The 13463-nt window shown below is 49.4% G+C and carries 10 protein-coding genes; 6 read left to right on the top strand and 4 right to left on the bottom strand.

Features of this window, described 5'->3' with window-relative positions; translation table 11 throughout:
* Window positions 1-4: 4 nt before the first annotated feature.
* Window positions 5-1066, bottom strand: coding sequence for a FecR family protein (locus tag ACXAGC_RS05350; RefSeq protein WP_474843057.1), 1062 nt, complete (start codon window positions 1064-1066; stop codon window positions 5-7).
* On the bottom strand, window positions 1063-1644 hold the full coding sequence (locus ACXAGC_RS05355; RefSeq protein ID WP_474843059.1) for an RNA polymerase sigma factor: 582 nt from the start codon (window positions 1642-1644) through the stop codon (window positions 1063-1065). The genes ACXAGC_RS05350 and ACXAGC_RS05355 overlap by 4 nt, the downstream gene beginning before the upstream one ends.
* Window positions 1645-1843: 199 nt before the next feature.
* Between ACXAGC_RS05355 and ACXAGC_RS05360 the strand changes: the two genes are divergently transcribed.
* The 4 genes from ACXAGC_RS05360 (at window position 1844) to ACXAGC_RS05375 (ending at window position 6592) form a co-directional block, all read left to right on the top strand.
* Window positions 1844-2518 carry an SDR family oxidoreductase gene (locus ACXAGC_RS05360; RefSeq protein WP_474843061.1) on the top strand — a complete coding sequence of 225 codons (675 nt, stop codon included), beginning with the start codon at window positions 1844-1846 and terminating at the stop codon, window positions 2516-2518.
* A gap of 127 nt (window positions 2519-2645) precedes the next feature.
* Complete coding sequence (aceK, locus tag ACXAGC_RS05365; protein WP_474843063.1) at window positions 2646-4364, top strand: bifunctional isocitrate dehydrogenase kinase/phosphatase; 1719 nt, start codon at window positions 2646-2648, stop codon at window positions 4362-4364.
* 141 nt (window positions 4365-4505) lie between these two features.
* Window positions 4506-5186: a response regulator transcription factor gene (locus tag ACXAGC_RS05370; RefSeq protein ID WP_303572813.1), complete on the top strand. Its 681-nt coding sequence runs from the start codon at window positions 4506-4508 to the stop codon at window positions 5184-5186.
* Window positions 5183-6592 (top strand): HAMP domain-containing sensor histidine kinase, encoded by a 1410-nt coding sequence (locus ACXAGC_RS05375; RefSeq protein WP_474843066.1) that lies wholly within the window; start codon window positions 5183-5185, stop codon window positions 6590-6592. The genes ACXAGC_RS05370 and ACXAGC_RS05375 overlap by 4 nt, the downstream gene beginning before the upstream one ends.
* On the opposite strand, the gene ACXAGC_RS05380 is transcribed toward ACXAGC_RS05375, so the two are convergent.
* Window positions 6593-8092 carry a DUF3360 family protein gene (locus ACXAGC_RS05380; RefSeq protein ID WP_474843068.1) on the bottom strand — a complete coding sequence of 500 codons (1500 nt, stop codon included), beginning with the start codon at window positions 8090-8092 and terminating at the stop codon, window positions 6593-6595.
* 444 nt (window positions 8093-8536) lie between these two features.
* On the opposite strand from ACXAGC_RS05380, the gene ACXAGC_RS05385 reads away from it, so the two are divergent.
* Window positions 8537-11008 carry a membrane-bound PQQ-dependent dehydrogenase, glucose/quinate/shikimate family gene (locus ACXAGC_RS05385; protein ID WP_474843070.1) on the top strand — a complete coding sequence of 824 codons (2472 nt, stop codon included), beginning with the start codon at window positions 8537-8539 and terminating at the stop codon, window positions 11006-11008.
* 155 nt (window positions 11009-11163) lie between these two features.
* Here ACXAGC_RS05385 and ACXAGC_RS05390 read toward each other — a convergent pair whose 3' ends face one another.
* Window positions 11164-11868 carry a GNAT family N-acetyltransferase gene (locus tag ACXAGC_RS05390; RefSeq protein WP_474843072.1) on the bottom strand — a complete coding sequence of 235 codons (705 nt, stop codon included), beginning with the start codon at window positions 11866-11868 and terminating at the stop codon, window positions 11164-11166.
* Between the two features lie 245 nt (window positions 11869-12113).
* On the opposite strand from ACXAGC_RS05390, the gene ACXAGC_RS05395 reads away from it, so the two are divergent.
* Entirely contained in the window at window positions 12114-13457 is a 1344-nt protein-coding gene (locus tag ACXAGC_RS05395; RefSeq protein WP_474843074.1) for a dihydroorotase, read from the top strand.
* Window positions 13458-13463: the final 6 nt, after the last annotated feature.

The following is a 13463-nucleotide window of genomic DNA, read 5'->3' on the forward strand; positions in this document are numbered from 1 at the left end:
TTTTTTACGAGCGGGCGTTCCGGATGTAGAAAACCTTATCGCCAACCTGCCTGACACTGAGCCCCAGGCCCGCTTCAAGGGTGTGAAAAACGGCTTCAAGATTATCGATGGGATAATACCCTCCGACTTTCATCTGAGCCACTTCTTCATCAACAATATGGATCTGAAAATCGGAATAGCGGGAAATTTCTTCTACGACTTCAGAGAGAGTCTGATTTTCAAAGGCCAGAAAGCCCTGCCGCCAGTAGAGTTTTTGTGCCAGCGTCTCCTTGTCTTCTAGCTCGACAGACTCAACTTTTTTGTCTGCAACGACCACATTCTTGCCTGCATCCACCACAACTGTGTCACCTCCTGCGGTAAGATTATCAGGCAGCTGGTCAAGATCTGGCCCGGCGATAGTGCGGTCAGCACGGATCCTCACGCGCCCTTCTGACACCAGAACATTAACACTCTGGTCTTTCATTCTGACAGAGAAGTTGGTACCCAACGCCTGTACATCACTTTCCCCGGCCATAACGGTGAAAGGCGCACTGGCATCATGGGCTACTTCGAAGTTAGCTTCACCCCTTTGGAGGATCAGATTGCGGTGTCCGCTCTCGAATTCTACCAACAACCTGGAATCTGTATTCAGCATGACATGTGAACCATCACTGAGCTTCAGTGATTCCTGCTCGCCGACACGAGTGGTGTAGAGTCCATTTGTGGAGGTGTAGTGGGAAGTAGTTTGAATATGAATGAGCAGCGGGATTAGCACCACGAGAGCAATGCAAGCCGCGATTTTCAAAGAGAGCTCAAGCCAGGGGCTGCGGGTACGTGATTGTCGAATGGATTCCAGTGATGCGCCATCAATAGGTTTCGCCTGCTCAGCACCTGCAGCAGACAGTGTATCCCAGGTCGCAGCCATTCGCTTAAGTTCTTTGCGATGTACCGGACTGGTTTTTACCCAGCGATTCAGGCTTGCCTGCTCTTCAGAGGTAAGCTTTCTGCTTTCAATACGCGCTATCCACTCAGAAGCCTCCTCACGGATCTTTGAGACTTCGCCGGGGAAGTTAACGACGTCGCTCATTTGAATGCTCTCACGTTGTCAGAAACGGAAGATTCATTAACAGAATCAATGTTATTATTTTCATTAAGACGAGCCTGCACAAAATGATCACATCGCTCAATGCCCTTTGCCAGATGTTTTTCTGCCGTGCTCACACTGATCCCTACTTCTTCCGCAATGTCTTTAAGCTTCATTCCGTTGAGCAGGCGCAAAGCCGTTACCAGCCTGCATTTGTCCGGAAGAGAAGCCAGCGCCTCGTTCAGAATTTCCTGTTCCTGAGACTTATCCAGATAGCTGAAAACACTATCCTCCTCATTATAGAGACCTGCGTCGTCAAAATCCTCTACATAGTCGAGCAATTTTGTTGAGACTTTCGTCCCTTCCCGTTGGGTAAGGTGCTTTGCAGTTTTGAACAGATAGACCTTGGGGAACTGGATTTTACTCTTTTTATCCATAGCGAAAGTCTGCAGGAAAGTTTCCTGCACAATGTCTTCAACGTCACTTTCATGGCGGGTATTGCGGGATACAAAGCGCAACAATGCTTTCCTACAATCGCGAAAAGAAGAGAATACGGAATTTTCTTTATTTTTTTGGGGCACACTAATCCCTGCCGGCAAAAGACAATGATAATTAAGGCAAGGTATTTCTTATTTGAAACCAAACTATCATTATTAAGAGCAGGTTCGCAATAAAAAATGGGCATGCTGCTGCCCTGTCAGTTGAATCATGATCAAACCTTCTCTCTCATAAGTACCAACATTAACTTGAAAAAATTCACCCGAAAGGAAGGAGCTGACGATGAGTAAAGTGGTACTGATAACCGGCGCATCCAGTGGCATCGGTGAAGCAACAGCCAGAAAATTAGTTGCCGGTGGACATAGATTGATAATTACTGCACGAAGTAGCGATAAACTCGAAAAGTTGACGGATGAACTTGGCTCTCAAAACGTCCTTGCTGTGGCTGCTGATGCCACCGATTTTGAGGCTCTTTCACAGGTAGTAAAAACTGGCGTTGACCATTTCGGACGCCTGGATGCTGTTTTCGCTAATGCCGGCAAGGGTGTAAACGCCGCCGGTACTCAAAATGGAGATCCTGAGGAATGGGATACCATGGTTGATATCAATATTAAGGCGCTGCTCTGGACAGCTAAGCTAACGCTTCCACATCTGAAAGAAACAAAGGGCCATTTCCTGCTCACCAGTTCTGCGGCCGGTAAAGTGTCAATTAAAGGGTCAGTCTACGGAGCGACTAAGTGGTTTGCCTATGGCTTCGGGATGAACCTTGCAGAAGAAATGAAAGAATGGCAGGGCCGGTGTACCACAATATGCCCCGGCATGGTCAATACGCCGTTCTTTGACGAACCCAAAGAAGACAAACTTCAACCTGAAGATGTGGCTGATGCTGTTGCTTTTGCCATCAATGCAGACCCGCGCAATAGTGTACGGGAAATCTATCTGATGCCGGCTAACTGAGTGTCACAGGTAGTAATATAAGTCTGTCTGATTGCTGACAGACTTATAATTACTATTCACCAGAGTGTTACTGCCCTGACACGCCATGTGCTAGGGTTATGGTGTAAAAGTTTAATGAGCACCGGCCATGACAGATACCCGCCTGGCGAAAAAAATCGCATTTCAAATTCTTACCCACTTTGATAAAAGTTACCGGTGGTTCACCCGTATAACCCGTGGCGCAAAAGAGCGCTTTGAAAATGGCGAGTGGTCTGCCACCCAAACCGCGTCCAGAGACAGACTGAATATTTATGAGAAAAGTGTTTCCGACGCGGTAGCTGATATCTATCATCTGGTGGAAGTCCACCAGCGGGATCGCAGCTTCTGGCAGGAATTAAAGGAGTCTTTTACCCGCCACCTTGAAACCCATCCCCAGTTTGAGCTGGCTGAAACGTTCTATAATTCCATCATCGGCCGTCTGTTCCGTCACCAGAGCTTCGATAATGACGTGATGTTTGTACTGCCCAGCCGGTGCTTTCTTCCCGGCCGCGACAGGGCGCAGGTGATTAACAGCCTCGACACCACGACTACCGTGGCACAGATGTATGAATCTATTTACAAACTGTACCGCTTCAACCTTGCCTTCGAAGATTATCCCCGTGATATGGCTCACCTTGAAACAGCGCTGCGCAAGCGTCTGAACAAGGAACAACTGGCCAGCGTGGAACTGGTGGAAATCCTTAAGCCGGTATTTTATCGTGGTAAATCGGCTTACCTTATCGGTCGTATCTGCATGCCCGGCGAAACACTGCCCTTTGTCATCTCCATGCATACCAATGACAATCAGGAAATTTATGTGGACGCCCTGCTCACCGACCGTCAGGATCTGAGTGTTATCTTCGGGTTTGCCCGCAGCTACTTTATGGTGGATACCCAGTATCCCGCCGAAATCGCTGCCTTTTTGCAGGAGCTGCTGCCGCACAAGAAGCATTTTGAATTGTATATGTCGCTGGGCCATCATAAACACGGCAAAACCGTGTTTTACCGCAATTACCTGCAGCATCTGGATAACAGCGACGACATTTTTGAGCGGGCACCGGGAACCCGCGGTCTGGTGATGATGGTGTTCCATCTGCCGTCATACGGCGTGGTGTTCAAAATCATCAAAGATGAATTTGCAGAAAGCAAAAAGATTACCCGTCAGCACGTGAAAGACTGCTACAAGATGGTAAAAATGTCAGACCGTGTGGGCAGAATGGCTGATACCCATGAGTATGTGAACTTTCGCTTCCCACTGTCACGCATGCATCCGGACCTGATTCAGGAACTGAAAGACACCTGTGCATCCAGCCTGGAATTTACCGGTGACGAACTTATCATCCGTCACCTGTACATTGAACGGAAGATGACGCCGCTTAATCTGTATCTGCTTCAGGAAACCGATGAAGACAAACTGCGTCACGCTATCTACGAACTGGGTTTGTGCATAAAACAAATTGCGCTGGCGAATATTTTCCCGGGCGATATGCTGCACAAGAATTTCGGCATCACCAAGGGCGGCCGGGTAATATTCTATGATTACGACGAAATTTGCCTGATGAAAGATCGTAATTTCAGAACACTGCCCAAGTCCGACGATCCTTATGCTCTGGATACCCTTTCAGTGGCGCCCGATGATGTATTCCCCGAGCAGTTCGAACACTTCATTGTGGGTAAAAAGCAGTTCAAGGATATCCTCAAAGAATATCACGGCGATCTGATGACGCCCGAATACTGGCAAAGTGTGCAGGCAATTACGGCCCGCGGTGAAGTTCAGAATTTTACCCCGTACAATCCGGCCATGCGCTTCAGTAACCGGCGCACCTGAACCATCAGTTTCTCACAGTCTGCTATCATTAAAAGATTGTCATAAAGACTAAATTTAACTGGAAATCGATTATTCTGGTGATCAGGCAAGTACGTTTATGGCGTATTAGTTACTGACATTTCTGATGGTAGAACCACACGTATGAGAGCATTAATAATTGAAGATGATCACACCGTTGCAGATCACATCCGCAATGGTCTTGAGTCGGCCGGACATGAATGCTTTCATCAAAGTGACGGTAAAAGCGGACTGAACCGTGCCCTTGATGAGCAATTCGATCTGGTCATTTTAGATATCATGTTACCTGAGATGGACGGCTTTACGGTGTTGGACAACATCCGTTCTTCGTCTTCCGGTTTACCGGTACTGCTTTTAAGTGCCAAGAGTCAGGTTGATGATAAGGTGCGGGGCTTGCGCTCAGGCGCAAATGATTACCTCACCAAACCCTTTGCCATTGAAGAGCTGCTGGCGCGGGCTGAAGGCTTAACCGGCCGCACTGCCACCAGCGCGAAAGAAACGGAATTATCAGTGGGCGACCTGACCCTGGATTTGCTGCGCCGAAAAGTAACCCGTGGCGAAACGGAAATCGATTTGCAGGCCAAAGAATTCCAGCTACTTGAATGTTTGCTGAGAAACCGCGGAAAAGTGGTGACCCGCAGCATGTTGCTGGAACGGGTATGGAATTATCACTTCGATCCGCAAACCAATTTAATAGACGTTCATATCAGCCGGTTACGACAAAAAGTAGATAAAACGTTTAATATCCCCCTCATCGAAACTGTTCGCGGTACCGGTTACCGCATTTCAGAGGGTATCGCTTGATAGCAATTGGTGCGTTTACCCGCAGTTCCAGCTTCAGGGTAGGCGCATTATTTACCGCCCTGTCTTCTGCGGGCATTTTATTTATTCTTTATTTCTGGTCGTTGTCGGACGACGACAAACTGCTTACAGAAGCCCGCGCAGCCCTTGCCGCAGAACGTTTTGCTTTTGGTGAAATTTACGCACAGGGCGGACTTAGCGCCCTCACCACAAGCCTTGAAGGTCGTGCAGCCAGTTCTGACAACGACTCGCTCCTTGCATTGCTCGGGCCGGACAACACCATTCTGGCCGGAAACCTGTCGAAACTTCCCCCGCTGACCACTGACACAGTGCCGGCAATAGTACCGGTGTCGCTACCTGATTATCTCCGTGAAGACATGTCTCTGCGCACAGAAAATCCGGACGCCAGCAACCTGTTGTACGATGTAGTGACCCTGGGCAATCATAAGATCTTTATAGCCCGCAACGTTGAAGCGCTGTACAGCAAACAAAAAATTGGCCGTGCTCTTGGCTGGATCTTCGCCGTCATGCTGGTGATGATTGCAGCACTCAGCTTCGGTGTTGCCCTGTATGTGGTCAACAGAATCAACCGCATGTCGCACACGGCCAGCGACATTATGGATACCGGCGATCTCAGTGCCCGCATGGAAATCGACAGCAACTGGGATGATTTAAGCAAACTGGCAATCGTGTTTAACAAAACTCTGGATAAGATTGAAAACTCAGTCAAAAATATCAAACAGGTTTCAGACAATATCGCCCACGATTTGCGTACCCCGCTTTCCCGCTTACGCAGCAAACTGGAACGCATGGATGAAGGGGAGTTACGGGACGAGGCGCTGGCTGAAGCCGACAACCTTCTGGCTATTTTTAACGGCCTGCTACGTATTGCCGACGTGGAAAGTGAGCGGCAGCGTGCCGGATTCGACAACGTGGCCCTGCATACTGTTGTTGCCGATGTGGTGGATTTATACGAACCTCTGGTGGAAGATCAGCAGGTATCTCTGACCTGCAATATTGAGCCCGTTGAAATTGAAGGTGATATGCACCTGCTGTTTCAGGCATTGAGCAATTTGCTGGATAACAGTCTGAAACACGCCAAAAATAACTGCCGTATTGAAGTTAACCTGATGAAAACCTCACACCGGATCATCATCGCTGTTTTTGATTCCGGGAAAGGCCTTCCTCCCCGCGAATTTGAAAACCTCGACCGGCGCTTTTACCGCGCAGAGCAAAGCCGTACAACGCCCGGCAATGGCCTGGGCTTGTCCATGGTCAGTGCTGTCACATCCCTTCACTATGGCAAGCTCTGGTTCATCGATAACCCGCTGTGTACTCACAGCGGGTTCGGCGTTGTGATGAGTTTGCCCCAGCGGCAGACAAAGGCAAAACGACCGTCAGCAGATTAATCAGCCGTGATTCAAAATAGCCGGAATGCCGGGTAGCAAACCAACGAGCGCCATAACACCGGTCAGAACAACGAACATGATGCCGGGAATGATCCAGCGGTTCATTTTTGACAGTTCCGCGCTGCGTTCTTTACATCCGATTAAGCCCAGATTGTCCAGTAACATGGTAAGTGACCAGCCGAATGCAGGGTTCACCAGTGATGAGGCAAATACCACGATGGCTGCCGACTGGGTGGTTTTGCCTTCTCTGGTCATTTCCATGCCCGCTTCAAGTAACGGCACAAATACGCCCACAATCAGTGCTACACAAAGCACAGGCTCCCAGATTGCAAGATCCATGGGATAACCCAGAAGCCCTGCAGCAACACAGAACAGCGCCGTCAAGATAGCACCGGCGGGAATCGGACGTTTAGCAATAGCAGCAGGAACAATGTACGTCCCCCAGGAAGAGGTGAAGTTAGCGCCTCCCATGAGTGAACCGGCTACCTGACGGGTGGCTGCACTCACCATGGTGTCATCAATGTTCATCTGTACTTTTTCAGTTTTTGCCGGATAGCTGATTTTCTGAAACACCTGATGTCCCAGAAAGTCCGGTGACCACATTGCCACAGCCAGTACTGCGAAAGGCAGGACCACAATGAACTGCTCAATACCCGGCAAGCCCAGCATCCAGCCGGTGTTTTCTCCCCACCAGTACGCCGGATTCATATTTGGTAACCCCGGAGAGGTATGAAACTCAAACGGTGCGCCCAGCAAAAAGGCCAGCCCGCCGCCAAGCAGACAACTGAGCGGCACTGCCAGCCAGCGCTTCTTCCAGTGCTCAAGTAAGGCATAGAGTACAATTGTGCTGAGTATTACCACAAAGGCAATGTGCGCCATGTCTATGCCCTGCGCCCATGCAAACAGCTTTTTCACCTGCGAGGTAGTGCCGATGAACCCCAGATACAGCAGGAGTCCCCCGCACACCCCTTTACTGGTCAGGTTAGCCAGCAAACTTCCGCCTTTACTGATGGCCAGCAGCATGCCGAAGATCCCGATGAGCAGTCCGAATGCCATGGGATGTCCGCCGGCTGCAACCACAATAGGGATAAGCGGAATAAGCGGGCCGTGAGTACCGGCAAGGTTTGCGGTGGGCAGTAAAAAGCCGGAAAACAGTAAAATGAAGAACGCCACAATCACCAGCTCGTAACGCACGTTCTCCAGGATAAATGCATCGCCAAGCCCCAACTGACCGGCAAACGTGGCAGCAATGGCACCTACCATCACCACCTTACCAATGGTGCCGGCGAGTGCCGGAATCGTGTCTTCCCACTCAAAGCGATAATCCCTGAATGGCAAATTCGGCCGCCACCTTTTGGGAGACATGATTTGTAACTCATGCTCAAGGTATTCATCCCGGCTTGAAAACTCTGAAGAAGGCTTGTGTTGTTCTGCGTATTCTGAAGTTGAAGGCTGTTGATGATTTGAAGATGGTTTTGTAAACCCGCTACCTGATCCCATACTTTCTCCGCATGTCTGGCTTAAGAAAAAAGCCATCCTAGAACAAACACCACCCGCCAATTGTTAATATAACTTGAAAAAATAAACATAAAACAAACATTAAAGGACATAAATGGTCGTCGCCGAACAATGAGCAACGGGGAAACCTGCGTTAACAAAGCACAGAAAAGAAGTAACAACGAGAACCTTTGATTAACATTTAGATAACACCACGATATAAGCTATTAGTCGTATAGATGCTGTTAAGCGTAATAACCGGACTGATCATCTATCTCTTACCTGCCCGCTGAACCAAAACACCGCCATGCCGTAACGAAAATTGTAACGGGCAACCGCAACATCTGAATGCGCAGCCCGCTTCCCGTTCGCGTCGTTCTGTGCGCGCCCTGTTTCAGACCTCTGCATCAGAGGCCTTTTCTTACAATTTTTAAGAAGGATTTTACTGTGACGACTTCCAGTCAGACTTCTGCCAGCAAGTACACATTATTTGTGTCTTCCCTGCTGGTTTTATGCGGTCTGCCATTGCTTGTTGGCGGTGGCTGGCTCGCTGCCGCAGGTGGCAGCTGGTACTATCTTCTTGCAGGTATTGGCATGCTGATATCTGCTTTTCTTCTGGCCCGACAATCACGTGCCGGTGTGTGGATGTATGGCCTGGTTGTGCTGGGCACTGTTTTATGGTCCGCATGGGAATCCGGCCCGGACTACTGGCGCTGGGTACCCAGGCTTGATGTGGTGATGGTGCTGGCACTCCTGGTCGCCTTAACCATGACCCGGTTAAAACAACCATTCAGTAAGACGTTGTCTTACACGTATGCCGGCGCATCTGTGGCAATTTTTGTTGTAGCCTTTGCCCTCGCTTTTGTTCCCTACGGCTTTAATCAATACGATGCCGTTCCCGCTACGGCAAAAACCTCTTTTTCAACTTACACCGGTCAGATTGATAAAGCGGATCAACCTGCCAGCGGAGACTGGCCGGCCTACGGACGCGATAATGCTGCTACCCGGTACTCTCCCCTCACACAAATTAATACAGGTAACGTATCCGGACTCACCCGAGCCTGGGAGTTCAGAACCGGCGAGATGGATGTAAAAAGCTGGGGAGCGGAAACCACGCCTATCAAAGTGAACGACCGGCTTTATCTGTGCTCAGGCCTGAACAATATGTTTGCACTGGATAGTAAAACCGGGAAGCAAATCTGGAAGTACGATGCCGGACTGGATCAAAAAGATATTCCTTACACTGCTGCCTGCCGCGGAGTGGCGTACTACGAAACACCGGCCAGTGCGATGACAGAAGGGCAGACAACCTGTAAAGCCCGCATTGTCGAAGGCACCCTGGACGGCCGTATTATCGAAGTGGATGCGGATACCGGCAAACCTTGCGAAGATTTTGGCGACCACGGCCAGGTAAGCATCAAGGAGCATATGGGAGAAACACCCGACGGTTACGTAGCCATTACCGGTGTACCTAACATTGTTCAGGGAGTGATTATCACCGGCCATCAGGTTATCGACGGACAAGCCCGCTACGAACCGTCCGGCGTCATTAAGGCCTACGATGCAGTGACCGGCGAACTGAAATGGGCATGGGATATGGTTCGCCCGGACATAGACACCATTCCTCCTGAGGGTGAAACCTATACCCGAGGTACACCGAACATGTGGACTACAGGTACGGGCGACAACAAACTTGGTCTGGTTTATTTGCCTATGGGTAACTCAACTGCTGATTACTACAGCTCCATGCGCCGCAAAGAAGAGCATGAATATTCCAGCTCACTGGTTGCTATTGATGTAAACACCGGCAAGCCCGTCTGGCATTTTCAGACCGTACATGCCGATGTGTGGGATTATGACTTAGGTTCACAGGTCACTCTGCTCGACTTCCCTGTTGAAAACGGTACAGTGCCTGCGTTGATGCTGCCATCCAAACAGGGCGATTTGTATGTGCTTGACCGCAGAACAGGCGAGCCTCTCACCGGGGTGACTGAAAAACCTGTGGCTCAGGGTGGTGTGGAGCCGGAAGAGCGCTCAGCCACGCAGCCGGTAAGTGAATATCACGCTTTGCGCAAACCACCGCTGACAGCGCAGGATATGTGGGGGATCACTCCATTTGATCAACTGGCATGCCGCATACAGTTTCAGGAAGCCGCTTATGACGGTATGTATACGCCTCCCACTGTCAATCAACGCTGGATCCAGTATCCCAGCTACAATGGCGGTTCTGACTGGGGAAGTGTAGCTATCGACCCTGAGCGTGGCGTTATGATTGCCAATTACAATGATATGCCCATGTATAACACACTGGTTCCCCGGGATGTGGTTGATAAAGAAGGCTGGCTGACCCGTGCAGAAGAGAATGAAAAGTTCGGTGGACCGGCAGGCGGCGCTGAAGGTGCAGGCGATCCACAGGTAGGCACGCCCTACGGTATTGATGTGAATGCTGGCTGGCGCCTGCCATTTACCGGGTTGTTGTGTAAAGAACCGCCTTACGGTGGGATACGTGCCATTGATATCGCTACCGGCAAAACCCTGTGGGACAGACCTCTTGGTACCGCCCGTAACAATGGTCCGTTCGGTATTGCCTCTCACCTGCCAATCAATATCGGCACACCAAACAACGGTGGTGCAGTGGTGACAGCCGGTGATTTGATTTTCATTGCGGCAGCCACTGACGGGCTTATCCGTGCTATCGACATTAATACCGGTGACACGGTATGGCAGGATAAACTTCCCACCAGCGCTCAGGCCAATCCGATGGTGTATGAACAGGACGGCAAAGAGTATCTGGTGATCATGGCCGGCGGCCACCATTTTATGGAAACGCCGGTGGGTGACTATGTCATAGCTTATGCCTTGCCCGATAACATCGCCCGCAGTGCTTCCGGTGCAGGCAGTATATCAGAGCAGCTGTGATAGCTGTTTAGTAAGGGGGTATTCCCCGAATCTCAAAAGCTTCCCTTCTCCGCCTGCCGGCGAGGGGAAGTTTTACCAGTTTATGTACCGGTCTCTGTTTTACGGGATCAATCCCGGCAAACGGAGGAACTTAAACAGCCATCAGGCACATGCCTTTAGTTTTGAAGAAACTCAGCTAATCTTTGCTTTTGTCGCCCTGCTGCATCGAAGTTATCAGACGCAAGCCAGGCTGCATATCCGGCCCGCATTTTTGCATACTCGTAATCCAGGATCGCATACCATGCGGTATCACGGTTTCGCCCCTGTGAGACCAGCATCTGCCGGAAAATGCCTTCAAAAGTAAAGCCGAAGCGCTCCGCTGCTGCTCTGGACGGGGCATTTAATGCATCGCATTTCCATTCCAGCCGGCGGTATCCGAGTGTGATAAACACATATTCAAGCAGTAACGACATCACTTCTGTAGAAATCGCCGTGCGCTGCATCAAAGGTGAGTAAACCAGATGGCCGGTTTCGATTACGCCATTTATCACATCGATTCTCATCAGAGAAACGGTACCGGCTGCATGACCTGATACTTTGTCGATAACGGCAAAGTGATAAGGATCTTTTTTAGCCTGTATGCTAAGTAGAAAGTCGCGGTATTCCTGCAATGACTCAAACGGTCCGTAAGGTAAATAGGTCCAGCTCCGCACGTCATCACTTTGCTGAAAAGCATGGAAGAGACTTTCAGCATGACGTTGTGCGTCGAGACGTTCCAGACAGCAAAACTTGCCATCAATGCGTAATGCTGCAGGCGGCTCCACAGGTCGCCAGTCTGGCAAAGCATCGCCAACAGGCTGTCCGTATTCATTCAGTTTCATTTTGTACTTTTGCGGGGGTTAATTTGAACTGATAGAACGCTACCACCGGAACTGTAGTAAGTGCCACTATTCTTTCACATTAAAGCGCAGTCAGGTGATGACGACTGGAGTTTACAGGCGTCATCATCAAGTGCGCTAACCACCATTCCCTTTTTATTGAGCATTCCATACCAATAATGTTACATTATAACATATCAATCATTTCAAACTCATCGCGATGGCGTGCAAAGAAAGTGGAGAGTGTGTTGAGTTCTACATTAATAAAAAATGTCACTATTGTGAATGAGGGATGTAAGTATCCGTCTGATGTACTTATTAAAAATGACAGAATAGAAAAAATAGCCCACACCATTACGCCCTCTGGTCCGGAGGCTGTAATAGATGGACAAGGAGGCTATTTGCTTCCCGGAATGATTGATGATCAGGTGCACTTCCGAGAGCCTGGCTTAACGGAAAAAGGCTCCATCGCCACCGAGTCAGCCGCGGCTGTTGCGGGCGGCATTACCAGCTTTATGGAAATGCCGAATGTAAATCCGGCAACCACTACAATTAATGCATTGGAGAAAAAATTCGCTATTGCCAGAGAAAAGTCATTGGCAAACTATTCGTTTTATTTGGGTGCTACAGAAGACAACATTGAGCAAATCAAACATCTCGACCCCGCAAAGCACTGCGGTGTGAAAGTATTTATGGGAGCATCTACCGGTAACCTGCTTGTTGAGAACCCACAGGCTTTAGAAGCCATATTTCGTGAAGCGCCCGGAATCATTGTCACGCATTGTGAAAGTGGCCCGGTTATAGAAAGTAACCTCAAACGTCTGCAAGCTGAGCAAACAGACATTTCCATTATTCATCACCCCGTTATTCGTGATGTTGAAGCCTGTTACGTATCGTCGTCTTATGCGGTGAGTCTGGCTGAGAAATATCAAAGCCATCTTCACGTATTGCACTTAACAACAGCTAAAGAGCTGTCGCTCTTTAAGCCTGGCCCGATAGAAAATAAACGTATTACCGCGGAGGCTTGTGTTCATCATTTGTGGTTCAGTGAAGAAGACTATGCCGCAAAGGGCAACCTGATAAAGTGTAACCCTTCCATAAAAGCGGCTGTCGACAGAGAAGCACTCATTGCAGCAATCTATGACGACCGAATCGATATTATTGCCACCGATCATGCACCTCACACCCTGGCTGAAAAGCAAGCTCCATATATGAGCGCCCCTGCAGGCCTACCGTTGGTGCAGCATGCGTTACTTACCCTTCTCGACCATGTTATGGCTGAACGTATGACAATAACGAAAGTGGCGGAAAAAACCGCACATAATCCAGCTAAACGTTATGGCATCATTGACCGGGGATTTATTCGCGAAGGCTATTTTGCCGACTTAGTCCTGGTTAACCCGAATGACTCTACGCCCGTCAGTCATAGTAACACCCTGTACAAATGCGGCTGGACACCTTTTGACGGACACACCTTCAACACAAAAATAGCTGCCACATGGGTAAATGGTCAGCAAGTTTATGACGGGCAAAGCGTAAAGCCTGCAACAGCTGCACGCCTACGTTTCGATAAAACCCTATTTAATAAATAACAAATC

The sequence above is a fragment of the Alteromonas sp. AWJ4_197 genome (genome assembly GCF_056160285.1).

What these genes read in the sequence shown, in the direction of transcription:
- ACXAGC_RS05360 (WP_474843061.1), top strand. Translation starts at nt 1,844, where the DNA reads ATGAGTAAAGTGGTACTGATAACCGGCGCATCCAGTGGCATCGGTGAA.
- ACXAGC_RS05350 (WP_474843057.1), bottom strand. Translation starts at nt 1,066, where the DNA reads ATGAGCGACGTCGTTAACTTCCCCGGCGAAGTCTCAAAGATCCGTGAG.
- ACXAGC_RS05390 (WP_474843072.1), bottom strand. Translation starts at nt 11,868, where the DNA reads ATGAAACTGAATGAATACGGACAGCCTGTTGGCGATGCTTTGCCAGAC.
- ACXAGC_RS05370 (WP_303572813.1), top strand. Translation starts at nt 4,506, where the DNA reads ATGAGAGCATTAATAATTGAAGATGATCACACCGTTGCAGATCACATC.
- ACXAGC_RS05380 (WP_474843068.1), bottom strand. Translation starts at nt 8,092, where the DNA reads ATGGGATCAGGTAGCGGGTTTACAAAACCATCTTCAAATCATCAACAG.
- aceK (WP_474843063.1), top strand. Translation starts at nt 2,646, where the DNA reads ATGACAGATACCCGCCTGGCGAAAAAAATCGCATTTCAAATTCTTACC.